The sequence below is a fragment of the Solibacillus sp. FSL R5-0449 genome (genome assembly GCF_037975215.1).
Taxonomy (GTDB): Bacteria; Bacillota; Bacilli; order Bacillales_A; family Planococcaceae; genus Solibacillus.
Genome location: NZ_CP150239.1, coordinates 3261551 through 3279249, shown reverse-complemented (window position 1 = coordinate 3279249; position 17699 = coordinate 3261551). Strand labels below are relative to the sequence as shown.

Genomic DNA, 17699 nt, shown 5'->3' with positions numbered 1-17699 from the left:
AAATGACTTCAACTCGTGCTAGTTTAGCGCGGGTTCTCTTTTTTTAATGGATAATTTTAATATGAGTTACATAAAGGGAGTAGGATAGATGAAATTTATTTCGTGGAATGTAAATGGGATTCGTGCATGTGTAAATAAAGGGTTTTTGGATTATTTCCGTGAAATGGATGCGGACTTTTTCTGTATCCAGGAAACAAAATGCCAGGTAGGACAGATTGATCTTCAACTGGAAGGATATTATCAATATTGGCACTCGGCAGTGAAAAAAGGTTACTCTGGTACAGCTGTCTTTACGAAACATGAACCGTTAGCAGTGTATTACGGTATCGAAAATGAAATAGCGGCAGATGAAGGACGTATCCTTACATTGGAATATGAAAATTTTTATTTAGTGAATACGTACACACCGAATGCCAAAAGGGATTTAACTCGTTTGGAAGAGCGGTTGCAATGGGAAGACCGTATGGCACTCTATTTGAAGGAACTTGATGCGAAAAAGCCCGTCATTTATTGTGGAGATTTAAATGTTGCACATAGCGAATTGGATATTAAAAATGTGAAATCCAATATCGGAAATTCCGGATTTACATATGAAGAGCGCGGGAAAATGACAGATTTGCTTGCAAGCGGTTTTACAGATTCGTTTCGGCATTTCCATCCGGACCTAACCGACCACTTCACATGGTGGAGTTATATGGCGAAAGTACGCGAAAGAAATATCGGCTGGCGCATTGACTATTTTATCATCTCCGACCGGCTTGTAGATAAGGTTGAGGAAGCATCCATACATTCAGAAATTTTAGGTAGCGATCATTGCCCTATCGTATTAAAATTAAAAACGGTGTAAGATGAATAGACTAATAGAAACAGAACTTTTGCAGCATATTAAAGCTTTGTGAAAAAGAGAAAAAAAGAGGTGGAATTTATGGCACAACAGGCGAAAAAGTCAAAATGGCGCAAATTTATAAACATCGCCATTTGGGCAGTCGGGATTTTAATTATTATAGGTGGTGCGGCGGTAGCAGGATTGCACTTATACGTATCCAATTCTAAACCTGTCATTGAAGGTGAACTTGCAGTATCCATTTTAGATGATGATGTGGAAGTTACGAGAGATGGTGTAGGAGTACCGCATATTGTGGCCAAGTCCGATGCAGATCTTTATCGTGCTCAAGGCTATGTCCAGGCACAGGATCGTTTATTCCAAATGGATTTGGCACGCCGTCAAGCAAGTGGTACTTTAGCTGAGGTAGTAGGGGAATCTGCGGTAAATACAGATAAGTTTTTCCGTACATTCAGTTTACGACAGGCTGCAGAGTTATCATGGGATGACTATGATGCACAGTCAAAACAAATTCTTGAATGGTATGCGGATGGGGTAAATGCTTTTATCGATGAAGTAAAAGGTACAAGCAAACTTTCATATGAATTCAAATTACTTGGGTATACACCTGAAGCTTGGTCACCGATTGATTCATTGACAATCGGAAAATACATGGCATATGACTTAGGCGGAAACTGGAATCAGCAGGCTTTCCGTTCATGGGCAATGCAGAATTATACAAAAGAACAAGCTGAAGAATTATTTGTAGAATACCCTGAAAACGCTCAATCAATTATTGAGGCAAATTTAAATCTTGAAACGGATATTGCAAGCGCCATTCCAACGGATTATTTGCCGTCAGAACATAACGGCAGTAATAACTGGGTTATAAGCGGTGACCTGACAAAATCAGGTAAACCATTACTTGCAGATGATCCGCATCTAGGATTAAGCACGCCATCTGTATGGTATCAAATGCATCTGCAATCACCTGAACAAAATGTTAGTGGTGTCATTTTTGCAGGGATTCCTGGAATTATTCTTGGACATAACGAAGAGATTGCATGGGGTGTAACAAATGTGAACCCGGATGTGCAAGATTTATATATTGAAACACCAAACCCGGAAAACCCGTATGAATTTGAGTATGACGGTGAATGGGAAGAGGCAACTGTACGACAAGAGCCGATCAAAGTAAAAGACGGTGAAACGGTTGACTTTGAAGTTGTGGAGACACGCCACGGTCCAGTCATCTCTAATATTATGCTGAAAGATACTGAGATGAAAGAGCAATTCTCTATGCAGTGGACAGCACTGCAATCAACACAGGAATTAAAAGCAGTTCTAGGCTTCAATAAAGCGACAAATTGGGAAGAGTTCGAAGTTGCACTAGAAGACTTTAAAGCACCGGCACAAAACTTTGTGTTTGCTTCAACTGATGGAACAATTGCATACAAAGCAAATGGTCTAGTACCAATCCGTAAACAAGGTACAGGTTCATTACCGGTACCAGGTAACTCTTCGGAATACGGCTGGGAAAGCTATATTCCATTTGATGAGCTGCCAACGGTTATTAATCCGGAAGAAGGCTTTATTGCAACAGCGAACAATCAAGTGGTAGGCGAGGAATACCCTTACCATATTTCGAATCTTTGGGCACAGCCTTATCGATATGAGCGAATCGTAGAGATGATTAAAACACCGATGTATGATGAGGAAACAGGTGAATTATTAAAGCTTTCTGTTGCGGAAATGAAAGGTATGCAAATGGATAAGAAGAATTTGCATGCAGTAGAATTTTTACCAGACTTGCTTGAAACGATTAAAGCTCAAGATCAAGATGGTAAGTACAAAAATGTCATTACGCTTCTGGAAGAATGGGAGTATTACGATGACAAAGACCAAGGCGCACCACTTGTGTACCATTTCTTAATCGAAAACATGGAAAAAGCATTGTTCCAGGATGCAATGCCGGAAGATGTGTATAAATTAATGCCTGGCAAATCGCAAATTACAGACCAAATGCTGCGTGATGCATATGCAGGTAATTCGGGTGTCTGGATTACAGAAGAAGGCGGACTGGATAAATTCGTATATACTGCCTTCGAGGATGCTGTAACGAAGATTAAAGGTAAATACGGGACATCCGTTTCAAAATGGAAATGGGGCAGCTATAATCAGCTTACATTTAAACATCCATTAGCAAGTGCGTCGGACTTTTTAGCGGACTATGTCAACCCTGAAAAACTGCCGGTTGGCGGGTCTAGTGTTACCGTACAGGCAGCTTCCGAAGATGGCAGCGGAAATGTAAATCACGGTGCATCGTGGCGTTTTGTTGCAGACTTGGATAATTTAAATACAGCACATCACATTGTAGGTCCAGGACAAAGTGGACATGTGAAGTCAAAATGGTACGACAACCAAGTTTCAAACTGGGTATACGGCCGTTACCATAAAACAAATATTAATGGCGATATTAATACGAAGTACGAGTTAATTTTAAAAGCCGAATAGAAGTAAAACACCCTTTTTCAACGAGAAAAAGGGTGTTTTAATTTCTGGATGCATTTTTTGCGCTTAATTTGATGAGTTTACTAAAGGCAGAAAGTAGTATACTGATATTTATAAAGTAAGCTAAAATATAGAGGTATAGTTTTTAATTCAAAAGTAAAAAAGTCACATATTCTAATCGAAATGTTTGAGTTAAATTACTTTGCGTTATATGATTATAGAAGAGAATCCAGTTTTATAAATGAGGCGAAAGATGACAATGTCAGGTATTATATTAGTAAATGTAACAGAAGAAATTGTAAAAGGGCTTGTAAGTTTTCTGCTGCATGGCGTTGAATATCAAACATTTTGTCATTGTGAACAATGTGAGATGGATGTGAATGCAATTGTTTTAAATGTATTGCCGGCTCGTTATGTTACTTCAAACGAAACGAGAGATGCTGTATTTAAACAAATGAGCACACCGGAAAATCTTGAGGAAATCAACAAACAGATTATCCGTGCCCTTCACATTGTTAAACAATATCCTAAACATCCATAAGAAATGATTCAATGCATTCTTTATGTATATAAGTAGTTACGAGCAAGTTTTATAAAAGGTAAAAGGAAGAGGTTATTCAATTAGGGGCATACTAATTGCAATAGCCTTTTTCTTTTAATGCCTTTTAGCGTAGGAAGCTGTTTGTATAAGCCGTAATTCACGGAAATGACGGACTAACCTGCTTCCTGTCTTGCGATAGCCGAATCGTTATGGAATGAGTCAATGTAATTTAAGCGTTTACTGTTTTCAGTTAACTTTTTGCGTGAAATTGTAGTAAACTGAAAGAAGCAATTGGAAAGAGAGGGAACAGCTATGCCAACACCTAGCATGGAGGACCACATTGAACAAATTTATCTACTAATTGAACATAAAGGGTATGCACGTGTGTCCGATATTGCTGAAGCTTTATCTGTTCTACCTTCCTCCGTTACAAAAATGGTGCAGAAATTGGATAAAGACGGCTATTTAATATATGAAAAATATAGAGGCTTAACATTAACGCCAAAAGGGCAAAAGTTAGGAAAGAGACTTGTTCAGCGACATGATTTGCTGGAACAATTTTTGCGTTTAATAGGGGTTGATGAAGAACGTATATATGAAGACGTTGAAGGTATTGAACATCACTTGAGCTGGAATTCCATTGATCGCATTGCAGATCTGGTCCAGCTTTTAGAAGAAGAGCCTCAATTGACCAAGAAGCTGGAAGAAATGAAATCAAATCATAGTATGTAATGATTGACTAGAAAAAGGAGAATATGATGAATCAATTAATAAAATCAGGACAAGTTGTGGAATTAACGGTATTGGAAGAGCAAGGGTCACGTTATATTTTAACGAATGGTGAGTTGGAAATTCCTTTAAATGCATCAGATGTAATAGAAGAAATTGCAATCGGCGATGTTTTAAAAGTTTTCCTTTATACGGACCGTCGTGGAGACCTTCAGGCAACGACAGCCATTCCGCATATTACAGAAGCGGATTATGGTTGGGCACGAGTGTTGAAAGTGACAAAAGAAGGGGCTTTCTGTGATATTGGTACTTCCCGCGAAGTATTAGTGCGTGCTGAAGACTTACCTGCAATTGAAGAAGTGTGGCCGGAAGCGGGAGATCATTTGTATATTACATTACGAACAGATCGCAACGGGGATTTATTCGGTCGTTTAATTACAGAAGAAAAGGTTAATGACATGTTTGAAGGCGCAGCAGAAGATATGTTCAATAAAAACATTACAGCTCGACCATACCGTCTATTACCGGTAGGTTCGTTTTTATTAGGCGTTGAAAACCCTTATCGTATTTTCGTACACGAATCGGAAATGAAAGCTGAGCCACGTCTAGGACAAGAAGTGCAAGTGCGCATTATTGATGTGAAGGAAGATGGCTCGTTGAACGGCTCATTCTTACCCCGAAAACATGAGCGTTTAGGTGATGATGCGGAAAAAATCTTCGCCTATTTGGAAAGTGTCGGTGGAAAGATGCCATTTGGCGATAAGTCAACACCAGAGGAAATATCCGAAATGTTCAATATGAGTAAAGGTTCGTTTAAACGTGCACTAGGTACTTTAATGAAAGCACGCAAAATTACGCAAAAAGACGGCTGGACAGAAATCGTTTAGATACAAATATAAGTAAAAGGGGAAATACATATGAAACCTTTTACTTTTTTTATTCGTATTATTTAAAGAATGTATAGCAAAGTTGGACAATATATACATTCGCAAAGGGGGATATACAAATGAGACAAAAATGGATGGCAGTCATCGCAGCATTCGCTTTATTGATTTCTTTCGTTTTACCAATGAGCGCTTCTGCGGCTACTACAGAACAAAAAAATCCAATCAATGAAAAGCTCGGTGTACCAATCGTTGTTTATGGAAGCAATTTATCTGCTGATGAAAAGGAATTAGTGAAAACTGCTTTACGTGTAGATCAGGAATCAGAAGTAGATGAAATTACAATTTCAGGACAGGATTTAGCTAAATATATAAAAGATAGTAACCCAAGTTCACGCATGTTTTCATCTGCTAAAATTACGCGTCAAGATGCTGGTAAAGGACTTACGATTAGTATCGTAACACCAGATAATATTACACAGGTAACATCGGAAATGTATGCAAATGCCATGTTAACAGCAGGTATTGAAGATGCGATTGTGGAAATTGCTGCACCAAAACCGGTAACAGGTCACTCGGCATTAGTCGGGATATACAAAGCATATGAAGCAAAAACAGGTGAGACATTAGATATCGAGCGTACAGATGTTGCAAATGACGAATTATCCGTTGCTACATCAATTGCTGAATCGGCAGGCGTTTCAGATGCACAAGTTTCTGAATTATTAACAGAAATTAAAAAAGCTATTGCAGAAAATAAACCGGGAACAAAAGAAGAAGTTCAGCAAATTGTTGAAGAACAATTGAACAAACTGCAAATCAATTTAAGTGAAAAAGACCGTCAGCTTTTAGTGGATTTAATGAACCGAATTAGTAATTTAAATATCGACTTCGGTAAATTATCATCACAGCTTTCGGATTTAACGGCAAAATTCGATGAAAAGTTCGGGGCGATATTAGAGGATGAAGGATTTTGGCAAAGCGTCAAAAACTTCTTCAATAATTTAATCAATACCATTTCATCCTGGTTCAAATAAAATAGTCGTTCAGTGAAAGCACTCATAAATTCGGGTGCTTTTATTTTTATTGAAAATTCAAATTATGGTATATTGTGAAGTACAGAAGGAGGGAGAAATATGGAATTTATTTATAAAGACAAAGGGAACAACTATGGTGCTTTGGAATATGAAAAGGACGGTCAACGTGTTGCTGAGATTACCTGGTTTTTACGTGATGGTGTCATGAATATGGATCATACGTATGTTTCTGATGTACTGCGCGGTCAAGGGGTAGCCAAAAAGCTTTTAGATGCTGCTGCGGATTATGCACGGGAAAACAATTACAAAATGAATGCCCTTTGTTCATATGTCGTTTCTTCATTCCAAAAAAGCGATGCGTATGACGATGTAAAAGTATAGCAATATACAAAAAACACGATTTTCTTTTTTTAGAAAATCGTGTTTTATTATGGAATTATAACTTTATTTTGTTTTAATAGCATGTTAATTAAAAACCTACAAATAATGAAATCAGAGCTGTAACTACTGCGGAAACACCGAGAAGCGAAAGGATTTCGGTACCTTTATATGTAATTTCTTTGTTGTGGAACATAGCGACCACTCCTTTATTTTTTTATTTATATATATTTATCCAATTCAGGTAGTTTTTAATCCTATAACACCGAATGTTTTAAAAGAATTTCGCAGGGTATATTAATTTATATGAAAAGGGAAATTAAATTCCGAAATAGGAGGTAATATTATTATGGCTAAATTAAAAGGTAAAGGCGTTGTAGTTGCAGGATTATTAGCGGGTGCCGCTTCATTTTTAAGTAAAAAGGAAAATCGTGATAAAGCAATGGATTATTTGAATAAAGCAAAAGGAAAAGTAAACGAAAGCGGTGGCGTGCAGGGCTTGATGGAGAAAGTTCAAGGCAAATCTGCTGGTTACAGTAATGAAGATGCACATCCATCATCAACTGGTGATTTGGATACAAATGTTGCGAAATCAGCTTCAGTCGGGAAAGATGATTACAAGAAAGAATCACTGGAGGAAGTTGCATCGACAGCTGGAGAAGTATCAGACCATACTTTAGAGGGTAACCAAATGGTTGAAGAAGGCGGTCAAACAACACTGGAATATTACAACCATGAACAGGACAAACGTGCATAAGCAGTCCGATCCTTTATATAAAAACAAGGCAGGCGGGAAATTAGCCGCCTTTTTTTATATTTTTTGTGGTTAGCAATTAAAAAGGGTTTGTCTTGAAACGTTAATAAATCGTTTCAGACAAACCCTTTAACATATATAAAGATTAAGCGTTAGCTGTTTCTTTTTTCATTGTTTTGTTTTTAGCAAGGTTAACGTGCCAAGATAAAGCTTCCTCTAAGATATGAGGAGTGTGCGCGCCGCCAGTTGCTTCGTAAGCGCGGTTATAGTAATCCCATAACTGCTCTTTGAAATCTGGGTGAGCACAGTTTTCGATGATTAATTTTACGCGCTCTTTTGGAGCAAGTCCACGTAAATCAGCGATACCTTGTTCAGTTACAATTACGTCTACATCGTGTTCAGTATGGTCTACGTGAGAAACCATTGGTACGATTGAAGAAATCGCGCCGCCTTTTGCGTATGATTTCGTTACGAAGATACCAAGACGAGCGTTACGTGCGAAGTCACCAGAACCGCCGATACCGTTCATCATTTTAGTACCTGAAACGTGTGTAGAGTTTACGTTACCATAAATATCTAACTCAAGAGCAGTGTTGATTGAGATTAAGCCCAAACGACGGATAAGCTCTGGGTGGTTAGAGATTTCTTGTGGACGTAAGCAAATTTTATCGGCATACTTTTCTAAGTTGCCGTAAACTTTTTTCTGTAATTCTTCTGTAAGTGTAATAGAAGTTGCAGCAGCAAAGCGTACTTTACCAGCATCAATTAAGTTGAATACTGCATCTTGTAAAACTTCAGAAGCAACTACCAAGTTTTCGAATTCTGCATCAGCAAAGCCGTCTAATACTGCGTTTGCTACAGAACCTACACCTGATTGTAATGGCATTAATTCATTTGTTAAACGACCCGCTTTGATTTCAGAACGGAAGAAGTCTAATAAAATGTTTGCCATTGTTTGTGTTTCCTCATCTGGAGGAACGATTAATGAAGGAGCGTCTGGCTCTTCAGAAATAACGATTGCTTTAATTTTAGCTGGATCAACTTTAATACCGATTTCACCGATACGTTGCTCAGCATTTGTCATTGGGATCGCGTCACGCTTACCTTGTTCACCTGGAACATAAATGTCGTGAATACCGATCAATGCTTCTGGATGAGAGATATTTAATTCGATAATAATATTCTCTGCATACTCAGCGAAGATAGGAGAGTTACCTACAGAGTTAGATGGGATAATTAAGCCATCTTCTGTAATAGCAACTGCTTCTAAAATTAAGTGTTTAATAGGACCGATAATTCCTTGACGTACTAACTCAGCGTTGTGAGAAAGGTGTGCGTCTACATAAGAAATTTCGTCTTTGTTAACTAAACCGCGCATTACCGCATCTCCTTGGAAAGGACCGCGTTTGTTAATAACGCCAGCAGCAGCCAGGTAGTTATCAACTTCAGGACCTAATGAAGCCCCTGTATATACATCAATTTTGAATTTTTCATTTTTAGCGCGCTCTACTAATGCCATTGGTACAACTTTAGCGTCACCTGCGCGAGTAAATCCTGACATCCCTACTACTGTGCCATCTTGGATTAAAGCAGCAGCTTCTTCAGCAGATACAACTTTATCTACTAATTGTTTTAAACCTAAACGTTTCTCAACTCGTGGATCCATTAATAAATCCTCCCCTAATAAGTTATTTAATCGTTTGATAAACAGAAAACTTTTTTAATTTTCTGTGTATTTTACCAGGTAGTAAACCGGCATTTATGCTAATATTATCATCAAATTGTCACATTTACTTCACGCCCAACATAAAAGCGCTTAAAAGGTGAATAATAGAGAAATTTAGTGTAAAAAAGAGATAAAAAAGATTGGTTGTGAAGTGTAGAGTAGAATTTGTTCAGCAAATTTGCACAATTAAAATCAGGGAAATAGGTCAAAAGACTAAATGGGGAAATGAAAAAGCGACTCGTGTATGTACGAGTCGCTTTTAAATGATTTTAGAACCCTAAAGAACGGCGGAAGTAGCTTGCATAGCGTTGGCTTACAGGAATACGCGTACCGTCTTTCATAATTAATAGGAAAGTTGAGTGTGAATCTGGTTGGATTTCATCGATATAATCGATATTTACAATGTAAGAACGGTGGCAGCGGATGAACGAATCAGGAGCTAAAAATAACTCTAGGTCACTTAAGTTCAAGCGGTGATACCCTTCACGGTGCATCGTTTTTACAAATGTTTTACGCAATTGTGTCTCCAAATAAATCACTTGGTTGTGTTTAATTGGATACCAGCAGTCATCAATTTTTACTGTGATATAATTTGTTAAAAATGGAGAAGGTTTTTGAGGGAAGATTGCTGTAATAGCACCTTTTGTTTCACCTTCTTCAATGAGAGGAATACTCATTCCGTAATACGGAACTCCGAATACGTCCGATTCAATGTATGAATTGATTTTTTGACCATACGTTAACGCTTTGTACGCAGCAGAACCTTCTTTGATCGGGTCACCTGCTTTGATTTTCAAGTCTACCTTTTTGCTTGGCTGGTAATATAAATACTCATTGGTATCTGAAATAGCAATTGATGTATTCTCAGGGAAAAATTCTTTAATGACTTCCATAATTTCTTCTATTTGTCTTGGATCCACTTTATAACACCTCTTTATAAGCATTTTATACAATTATGAACTATTTTACTACATATTTAAAGAAATTGGGTTGGGAAGATTTTTTAATTTGAAAAATATTTATTAGAGATAATAAAAGGAATTATTTTCATAAAAAATTTAGTGAAAAAATAGCGTGAAAATTACTATGCTAAAAGAGTATGATTAGGTGAAATATGCATTTTTTAAATTCCATTATTTCTATAATTGGAAGTAACCTAATAATTTTGTCCTAGAGTAATTGTTAAAATTAGGTTGAAAGCAAATCTTGTAATATGGTAATATTCACTATGGTTACTAATAAAATGTACTATTGTGCGGAAAACAATGCATATTATAATAGTATAAATAATTACTTTGCTTAATATAAGAAATTTCCTATGGACAATTCTTATGATTAATATAATGATATCACTTATTATGAAGTGCAGACTGGCTCGTGAAAGGTACATAACCAATCTGCGCAATTATGACAAATTCTTGTACATTTTGTATAAGGCTTGTTTTTTTAATAAGTAATAGAAGGTCATTCTGAAGAAAGATGGGGTAACTTATGCAACTACATCAATATTCAATCTCGGAAACAATTTCAAAACGATATTTTCAAGAGATTGACAATATCAATCAATATGCTGGTATCGAAGATTTTTTTGTTCTGGAATCTCGATTGATTTTTGAAGTCTATCATTTAGAAGTAGCGAAAGCAAAGAAGACATTACATGAAATTATAGACATATTATCCGCACGCTTCGGAAAACAAGTCATTAAAGTAGTGCGCTCGTACTTTGTTACGTTATCCTCAATTGTTGCGCGTAAGCTTTTAGATAATCAAGTTCCTTCTAAAAAAGCCTTTGCCTTCAATTTAGCATGTGCAGATATGATTGAAAACAAGATGAAGGATGCCGAGTTTCTGCAATTTGCAGATGACTTAATTGACTTTTATGTGTACTTTATTGCGGACCGTAAACAGCCAACGTTCCGTCACCAAACAGTAAACAAAGTAATTATGTACATAAATGATGAGCTGGAAAATGATTTGACAGTTGAAAGTATTGCAGCAAACTTCCATATTAGTACGAGTCATTTATCGCGTATATTCCGTGAGCATGTTGGTATCACGTTAGTGGAATACTTAAATGTTCGCCGTGTAGAGGAATCTCAATATTATTTACGTCATACGAATAAAAGTATTACGTCAATTTCAGATCAGTTCCATTTCTGTAATCAGAGTTATTTCACTAGAATCTTCAAGAAGTACACTGGTGTGACACCTAAACATTTCCGTGATGAGCTGCATCATGAATTTTTCCGATTTGAAATTCCGGAAGTCGAGTACGAAAGTGTTTAATATTATAAAGCTTGCGTATTCTTAAGTGTAGGGCAGATTGGTTAATTGTATTTCCTTATTCTTCTTACACCTGAAAGTTTCAGAAAAAAAAGAATAATATATGAAAACTCTGCATGGTATATATTATTACATGTAGAGTTTTTTATTTGGAATCTAGTTTATTCTAAAAGATTTTCAAAATTGCATTATCATTTACGCTAGTTTTATACTAAACAAGGATTGAAAATTAGATTGCTTTTACATGCAATCATCATGTAAGGAGAGAAAAATGAAAAAATACGAAAGAGCGATTTCACTCATTTTAGTTGCAGGGGCTAGTTTAACCGCACTATTTTTCATTGTGAAGCAAAATATGGAAGCGGCCATTTTAGCAATGACAATTATGTTTACGTTTACGAATTTTTTCCGTTCACGTACCTTCAAAGAAAAGGGACATGAAAAAGAAGCTAAATGGATGCAGAGGATGTCGATGATTTTTGCGGTTTTATCAGTAATTGTATTATTGATTATTGTCACAGGATAAAAATAGAAAAAGAAGGCGAAATGGAATGAACAGAAAAGCAAACAGAAAAAGTCCGATCGCAATGATTGTATCCATTTCAATTATTATTTTAATCGCGATCCTAGGATCTATTTATTATAAATTTGAAGTAGCACAAACAGCTACAGAAGAAAAATCTGTTGAACCAAATGAACTGGAAAATAAAGAGACACAAAATACAATAAACGAAAAAGAAGAACCATTGAAGCCACAAAGTGGAAATGGCGATGAACCGGATAGCGCTGAAGACCCTTCTTCAAGTTCGGAACAGCCAATTAAAGAACGGGCTAAAGAAACACCACCTGCTACAGAAGAGGTAGAGCTGGAAAATGGGTACATTGTTGGCCAAAAACCTGCAACAGAACCTACTTTTGTGAAAGGGGTTTTAATTGCGAATAAGAAAAATCCGCTCCCTGCCACATACAATAAGGGGGAAGATCCTAAAGCGCGTGCCGCTTTTGAAAAGATGGCAAAAGCTGCGAAGGAAAATGGGCTAGAGCTTGTTGCTTTTAGTGGTTTCCGTTCTTACGAATATCAACAAACGCTATATGACCGCTATGTGAAGCGAGACGGGAAAGAAGCGGCTGATCGCTATAGTGCAAGACCGGGATATTCCGAACATCAAACTGGACTTGCTTTTGATATAGGGGAAAAAGGTCGTGAAGAATTATGGCTGACAAATGAGTTCGGCGACACCGAAGCAGGGCAGTGGTTGGCGCAAAATGCCCATAAATACGGGTTCATTTTACGATATCCAAAAGGAAAAGAAGAAATCACAGGTTTCATGCATGAATCTTGGCACTTCCGCTATTTAGAAGGGGAATTGGCCACAAAGGTATATGAAGCAGGCGTAACGTTGGAAGAATATTTAGGGATTCAATAATATAGGGATCAAAAAAACCAATTTTCTCTCGGAAGAAAATTGGTTTTTTCTGTGCGCAAAAGGTTTTCAACTTCAGCTACTATTACATTCATTACCCTTTCTATAAAATTGGGGATAATAAACGTGAAATGGATTCTTTGAATTTAATGAAATTAGAACGGTTATTATACAGTTCATATGTGAGCTCTGAGCAGTCTAATATATCACGTTCGAATATTTCAGCAAGACTGTGTGCCAATTCCCCGTCATAAAGAAGGGCATTCACTTCAAAGTTTAAACTAAAGCTTCGGACATCGATATTAGCGGTACCGACTGAAGCGATTTCATCATCCACGACAATCATTTTTGCATGGATAAAGCCTTTCTCATATTGATACACTTTAGCTCCAGCTTCTACGAGTGGTCCTACATATGAATAGGTCGCCCAATAGACGAACATATGGTCAGGTTTATTTGGAATCATAATCCGAACGTCGATTCCGGATAGGGCAGCGATTCGAATCGCATCAAAAAACGATTCATCTGGAATGAAATACGGGGACTGTATGTACACGTATTTTTTTGCATTTGAGATTAAATGCAAATAGTTGTTTTTAATGACTTCCCATTCTGTATCAGGCCCGCTTGAAATAATTTGCAAAGCTGCCATTCCTTTTAGAGGAATAATCGGGAAGTAGCGTTCTGCATAGCAAATATCATTTTTGGCGCTTGCCTGATTCCAGTCCAAAATGAATCGAGTCTGTAATGGATGGACAGCACTCCCTTCAATACGCAAGTGGGTATCGCGCCAGTAGCCGAATCGATCCGATAAACTTAAGTATTCGTCCCCGACGTTAAATCCGCCGATATAGCCGACACGCCCGTCTATTATGGAAATTTTTCTGTGATTTCTAAAGTTTAGACGCGGATTGATAAGAGGTAAAATCGAAGGGAAAAAAACTTCTACTTCACCGCCTGCTTCGATCAGCTCTTTAAAATGCCGCTTCCGAACTCCGCGGGATCCCATTTCATCAAACAGTACACGTACTTTTACACCTTGTTTCGCCTTTTTTATTAAAGCATTTAAAATACGTTGCCCCAAATTATCCAGTTTAAAAATATAATATTGAATATGGATATGGTTTTTCGCATGTAGGATATCATTTATAAGTGCTTCGAACTTGTCACTGCCATCAACGAAAATTTTCACATCATTGTCCTGTGTCAAAACAGCGTTATTTGTTTTTAAATTCATATAAATAAGATGGTTATAATTTTTAATGTTTTCTGTACGCAGTTCCAGCTCATTACTTTCAATTGCTTCAATCTGATAATTAATCAGCTGTTCAATCCCGATATCTTTTCTGCCATCCCACCGGAATAAATGTTTTTTTCTCAATTGTCTTCCTAACAATAAATAGAGGAAAAATCCAACAAACGGTAAGAAAAAAAGAACGAGCAACCATGCCCAGGTCGATGAAGGCTTTTTGCGCTCTAAAAATATGACAGTCAGGGCAAATAGAATATTTATAAACATTATAAGTGGCACGAGTATGGAACTTTGGGTAATTGCGCTCAAAAGATTCACCTACTTTCTTTCTTATCATTATAGCCTATGGAAGCAAAACAAAAAAAGAAACACTACAAGCGAGTGCTTCTTGATGATTAATATTCCTCAACATGAAAGTAAATATCCGAGAAATCGCATTGTGCTAATTTTTTTGAGTTGATGAAGAAACTGATAATACCGCTATCTCCCCACATAATCTTTTGCTCATCGTTGGAAACGATTTGCAGTAATAATGTGTCGTAATGCTGCAAATAAGGTGAAGTTTTCCTGAAGTCCTGATGTATGAAATACGGATAGCCGCCGATTTTATGTTCCGCCGCTAAATAACATTCCAAATATACATCCTGAAATGAACGGTCATCCAACGTGATCGGTGCATCCATAATTTCGGGTTTGAAATAATTATTTAATCGGTAATCCGTTGCAGAAACCGGCTCAAATTGTGTTTTTGCAATGAGCTTCATCTCCTGCTGAATCGGGAAACTGCTGATGTTTACATCTTCTAAATAAGTGAAATCATGAATAAATTCATTATAGTGACCTTGATAAGGGATATACTGCACTTTAAAAGAGCGACATTCAGAATGTGACTTCTCCTTTTCGTAACATTGCTGCGGGATATAAAATTGCAATATTCCATCCTGCGGAAATGGGTGATCAAGCTGGATTTCCGCAAAATTAAGCTGCGCTAGAAAAAGCATATAGCGATTATGTTTATCTTTTGGATGTTCCATTTTATTTGTCAAAAAAGGAAGACCGGCAAATTTACTTTCATGTAAGAACGCAGGTTGTTTCACCGGTTGTAAAATGGCTGCTTGTTCAGCTGAGTGACTTAAACTTGTATGATAATGGATCAATTCTTTCGGTATATAAATATTTTTTTCTATATGTGGCATTTGAAGTTCCTCCTAATGAAGTAACATCTATATGAATGATGGATGAAAAAGCCCTTGTGGCTAAAATTTGTTTATTCTAAACGGAATTACTTCACAAAATGATTATGATATTTTCAATATTTCCACTTGTAATTTTTGTTAAACATAGTTGGAAATATAATGCAATTCATTTTGACTACAAGGAAAAATAAAATTATTAAATAACATGTATCCGAAAAGGATTATAAAGATTATTTCAAAAGTAATTATAAAATTTATAAGAAAAAAATTTCTCTAAATAATAGGTTTATTATTATTGATTAACGGTTAAGTTTAATTATGTTTTAGTTTTGTCACAAAACAGGAAAGAAAAATTAGCTTATACGTGGTAACATATGAAGTAGTAAAAGGTCTGACCTTATTAATTTGAAACTTTTAACATGAAAAAACGTTATATATATTAACAACGGAAAGTTTGAGGTGTAATCAAATGGCGAAAGAGATTGATTTAAAGCGTATTGTTACAAACTTATCAAAATTAGGTGTTACGGCGACAGTTACGAAATCTCGTCTTGAGCTTTTAAAAGTTTTAACACCACCAACACAAACTCCACAAACGCAAAATTAATGAAAATCAGGTGTGATGAAAACCCGTTCATCGTACCTTATTTTTATTTATAACAATAGGAAAAGGACCCGTGTCATATACGGGTCCTTTTGTATTATTCATCGTCCGGATCATTTGTTGTAAACATATACGTCCGGTAATGAAATTTCATACTATACACTAAACCGATCGCTAATGCATTCCCCATCATCGAACTACCTCCGTAGCTAATGAAAGGTAACGGAATCCCTGTAATCGGCAGAAGTTGGATTGTCATACCGATGTTTTCAAATACATGGAATGTAATCATGGCGATAATTCCTGCACATACATAAGTACAGAACGGATCTTTTAACATTAACGTCATTTTCGTTAAGTGATAGATTAATAGGAAATAAAGACAAATAACCGCGCTCGCACCGATAAAGCCCCATTCTTCGCCAATTACAGCAAAGATAAAGTCTGTATGGTTTTCTGCTACATATACTTCACGCGACATGAAACCTTTACCGAAAACCTCACCCGATCCAATTGCATTTAGTGAAGTAATTAAGTGGTAGCCGTCTGATGTTGCATACGAGTATGGATCAAGCCATGAATAAATACGAGCGAATTGATATGGCTGGAAACCAAATGTCTTTTCCAAAAAATCCTGCATATACAGTGCCATCCATAATAACGAACCGCCTATAACGACAGCCCCGCCGAACAGCGGTAAAATAATTTTCCACGTTACACCTGCCACAATCACAAGTGCAGCGGTAATGGCAAAGAATACTAGCGCAGAACCTAAGTCAGGCTGCAGCATAATGAAGCCAAGCGGCACGCCTAATGTTAGTGCTATTTTGCCGAGCAGCACTAAATCGGATTTTATCGTTTTGATCTGGTAAGTTTCATTGTGCTTACTAATTAAAAAGGCCGAAGCTAAAATGTAGAATGTCTTCATAAATTCGGCAGGCTGTATATTACCGATTGGTGTTTTATACCAGCTCTTTGCTCCGTTTGTTTCAACAGTTAAACCAGTTGAAGTCGGAATAATGACAAGGGCGATTAATAATAATATTCCGAAACCGTACAACGGCCAAGCCATTTTTTTATACTGATCAGGGTCAAAGTACATGACAAAGGCAACAATAAAAGCAAAAATAGCGTAGTTTAATATTTGCTTCGGTATGAAATTTATTCCATATTGACCTGAAGTTTGTGCAGATGCGATTGCAAGCACACTTACCCCTAAAAATATGAGGAGGATTGTAGTAAGTGGCCAGTCGAACCGTTTATTAAAATTATAATTGTTTGTATCCATTCGATTCACCTTAAATTATTAAATTTAACCCGTTCAAGGGCCAGAAGATACCAACAAATTGAAGGTTCTTTGAGCACAACATTTCCCGGTAAAAGAAGTGCAAATATAGGAAACTTTTCACGGGAACTGCCGTAATGTTTTAAGCTTTATTTACTTTATCATATTCTTATAAAAATTACTTTAGTAAGACTAATTTAAAAGTTGGACGAAACAGGTGAGAAAATGTTTCAAATTTGAATGAGAAGTCATATAATAATCATATTATTCAT

Annotated in this window: 17 protein-coding genes; 12 read left to right on the top strand and 5 right to left on the bottom strand. The window is 36.7% G+C overall.

From position 1 onward, the window contains the following. The first annotated feature begins 88 nt into the window (after nucleotides 1-88). From MKY27_RS16440 to MKY27_RS16405, 8 genes are all read left to right on the top strand, one after another. Nucleotides 89-847, top strand: a complete 759-nt coding sequence (locus MKY27_RS16440) for an exodeoxyribonuclease III (RefSeq protein ID WP_339196364.1) — start codon at nucleotides 89-91, stop codon at nucleotides 845-847. A gap of 78 nt (nucleotides 848-925) precedes the next feature. After that, nucleotides 926-3337 (top strand): penicillin acylase family protein, encoded by a 2412-nt coding sequence (locus MKY27_RS16435; protein ID WP_339174090.1) that lies wholly within the window; start codon nucleotides 926-928, stop codon nucleotides 3335-3337. A 256-nt stretch (nucleotides 3338-3593) separates the two neighbouring features. Continuing rightward, the gene (locus MKY27_RS16430; RefSeq protein ID WP_339199768.1) at nucleotides 3594-3875 is read left to right on the top strand and encodes a late competence development ComFB family protein; all 282 of its coding nucleotides are present in this window, start codon (nucleotides 3594-3596) and stop codon (nucleotides 3873-3875) included. Between the two features lie 312 nt (nucleotides 3876-4187). Further along, a complete protein-coding gene (gene mntR, locus MKY27_RS16425) occupies nucleotides 4188-4607 on the top strand; it encodes a transcriptional regulator MntR (protein ID WP_339174086.1) in 420 nt (139 codons plus the stop codon). 26 nt (nucleotides 4608-4633) lie between these two features. Next, on the top strand, nucleotides 4634-5491 hold the full coding sequence (locus MKY27_RS16420; RefSeq protein ID WP_339174083.1) for a S1-like domain-containing RNA-binding protein: 858 nt from the start codon (nucleotides 4634-4636) through the stop codon (nucleotides 5489-5491). A 119-nt stretch (nucleotides 5492-5610) separates the two neighbouring features. Continuing rightward, complete coding sequence (locus MKY27_RS16415; RefSeq protein ID WP_339174080.1) at nucleotides 5611-6525, top strand: DUF1002 domain-containing protein; 915 nt, start codon at nucleotides 5611-5613, stop codon at nucleotides 6523-6525. Nucleotides 6526-6624: 99 nt separating this feature from the next. Continuing rightward, entirely contained in the window at nucleotides 6625-6906 is a 282-nt protein-coding gene (locus tag MKY27_RS16410) for a GNAT family N-acetyltransferase (protein ID WP_339174078.1), read from the top strand. 346 nt (nucleotides 6907-7252) lie between these two features. Continuing rightward, the gene (locus MKY27_RS16405; protein ID WP_339174076.1) at nucleotides 7253-7660 is read left to right on the top strand and encodes a 3-oxoacyl-ACP reductase; all 408 of its coding nucleotides are present in this window, start codon (nucleotides 7253-7255) and stop codon (nucleotides 7658-7660) included. A 142-nt stretch (nucleotides 7661-7802) separates the two neighbouring features. On the opposite strand, the gene MKY27_RS16400 is transcribed toward MKY27_RS16405, so the two are convergent. Beyond that, entirely contained in the window at nucleotides 7803-9323 is a 1521-nt protein-coding gene (locus tag MKY27_RS16400) for a succinate CoA transferase (RefSeq protein WP_339174073.1), read from the bottom strand. 329 nt (nucleotides 9324-9652) lie between these two features. After that, the gene (locus tag MKY27_RS16395) at nucleotides 9653-10303 is read right to left on the bottom strand and encodes a LytTR family DNA-binding domain-containing protein (protein ID WP_339174070.1); all 651 of its coding nucleotides are present in this window, start codon (nucleotides 10301-10303) and stop codon (nucleotides 9653-9655) included. A 571-nt stretch (nucleotides 10304-10874) separates the two neighbouring features. On the opposite strand from MKY27_RS16395, the gene MKY27_RS16390 reads away from it, so the two are divergent. The 3 genes from MKY27_RS16390 to MKY27_RS16380 all read left to right on the top strand — a co-directional run bounded on the left by MKY27_RS16390 (nucleotide 10875) and on the right by MKY27_RS16380 (nucleotide 13093). Then, the gene (locus MKY27_RS16390; RefSeq protein WP_339174067.1) at nucleotides 10875-11669 is read left to right on the top strand and encodes a helix-turn-helix transcriptional regulator; all 795 of its coding nucleotides are present in this window, start codon (nucleotides 10875-10877) and stop codon (nucleotides 11667-11669) included. Nucleotides 11670-11937: 268 nt separating this feature from the next. Continuing rightward, complete coding sequence (locus MKY27_RS16385; protein WP_339174064.1) at nucleotides 11938-12192, top strand: hypothetical protein; 255 nt, start codon at nucleotides 11938-11940, stop codon at nucleotides 12190-12192. Between the two features lie 25 nt (nucleotides 12193-12217). Further along, nucleotides 12218-13093, top strand: a complete 876-nt coding sequence (locus MKY27_RS16380; protein WP_339196362.1) for a M15 family metallopeptidase — start codon at nucleotides 12218-12220, stop codon at nucleotides 13091-13093. A 100-nt stretch (nucleotides 13094-13193) separates the two neighbouring features. Here the strand turns inward: MKY27_RS16380 and cls are convergent, their stop codons facing one another. Next, nucleotides 13194-14660 (bottom strand): cardiolipin synthase, encoded by a 1467-nt coding sequence (gene cls / locus MKY27_RS16375; protein ID WP_339174059.1) that lies wholly within the window; start codon nucleotides 14658-14660, stop codon nucleotides 13194-13196. 77 nt (nucleotides 14661-14737) lie between these two features. After that, a complete protein-coding gene (locus MKY27_RS16370; protein ID WP_339174056.1) occupies nucleotides 14738-15538 on the bottom strand; it encodes a YwqG family protein in 801 nt (266 codons plus the stop codon). 469 nt (nucleotides 15539-16007) lie between these two features. On the opposite strand from MKY27_RS16370, the gene MKY27_RS16365 reads away from it, so the two are divergent. Beyond that, on the top strand, nucleotides 16008-16145 hold the full coding sequence (locus MKY27_RS16365; RefSeq protein WP_176141992.1) for an Lmo0850 family protein: 138 nt from the start codon (nucleotides 16008-16010) through the stop codon (nucleotides 16143-16145). Between the two features lie 94 nt (nucleotides 16146-16239). Here MKY27_RS16365 and MKY27_RS16360 read toward each other — a convergent pair whose 3' ends face one another. Beyond that, the gene (locus MKY27_RS16360; RefSeq protein WP_339174054.1) at nucleotides 16240-17430 is read right to left on the bottom strand and encodes an FtsW/RodA/SpoVE family cell cycle protein; all 1191 of its coding nucleotides are present in this window, start codon (nucleotides 17428-17430) and stop codon (nucleotides 16240-16242) included. Between the last annotated feature and the right edge of the window lie 269 nt (nucleotides 17431-17699).

Coding starts and splice junctions, on each gene's coding strand:
- MKY27_RS16400 (WP_339174073.1), bottom strand. CDS start 9,323: ATGGATCCACGAGTTGAGAAACGTTTAGGTTTAAAACAATTAGTAGAT.
- MKY27_RS16405 (WP_339174076.1), top strand. CDS start 7,253: ATGGCTAAATTAAAAGGTAAAGGCGTTGTAGTTGCAGGATTATTAGCG.
- MKY27_RS16380 (WP_339196362.1), top strand. CDS start 12,218: ATGAACAGAAAAGCAAACAGAAAAAGTCCGATCGCAATGATTGTATCC.
- MKY27_RS16410 (WP_339174078.1), top strand. CDS start 6,625: ATGGAATTTATTTATAAAGACAAAGGGAACAACTATGGTGCTTTGGAA.
- MKY27_RS16365 (WP_176141992.1), top strand. CDS start 16,008: ATGGCGAAAGAGATTGATTTAAAGCGTATTGTTACAAACTTATCAAAA.
- MKY27_RS16390 (WP_339174067.1), top strand. CDS start 10,875: ATGCAACTACATCAATATTCAATCTCGGAAACAATTTCAAAACGATAT.
- MKY27_RS16385 (WP_339174064.1), top strand. CDS start 11,938: ATGAAAAAATACGAAAGAGCGATTTCACTCATTTTAGTTGCAGGGGCT.
- MKY27_RS16430 (WP_339199768.1), top strand. CDS start 3,594: ATGTCAGGTATTATATTAGTAAATGTAACAGAAGAAATTGTAAAAGGG.
- MKY27_RS16360 (WP_339174054.1), bottom strand. CDS start 17,430: ATGGATACAAACAATTATAATTTTAATAAACGGTTCGACTGGCCACTT.
- mntR (WP_339174086.1), top strand. CDS start 4,188: ATGCCAACACCTAGCATGGAGGACCACATTGAACAAATTTATCTACTA.
- MKY27_RS16415 (WP_339174080.1), top strand. CDS start 5,611: ATGAGACAAAAATGGATGGCAGTCATCGCAGCATTCGCTTTATTGATT.
- MKY27_RS16420 (WP_339174083.1), top strand. CDS start 4,634: ATGAATCAATTAATAAAATCAGGACAAGTTGTGGAATTAACGGTATTG.
- MKY27_RS16370 (WP_339174056.1), bottom strand. CDS start 15,538: ATGCCACATATAGAAAAAAATATTTATATACCGAAAGAATTGATCCAT.
- MKY27_RS16440 (WP_339196364.1), top strand. CDS start 89: ATGAAATTTATTTCGTGGAATGTAAATGGGATTCGTGCATGTGTAAAT.
- MKY27_RS16435 (WP_339174090.1), top strand. CDS start 926: ATGGCACAACAGGCGAAAAAGTCAAAATGGCGCAAATTTATAAACATC.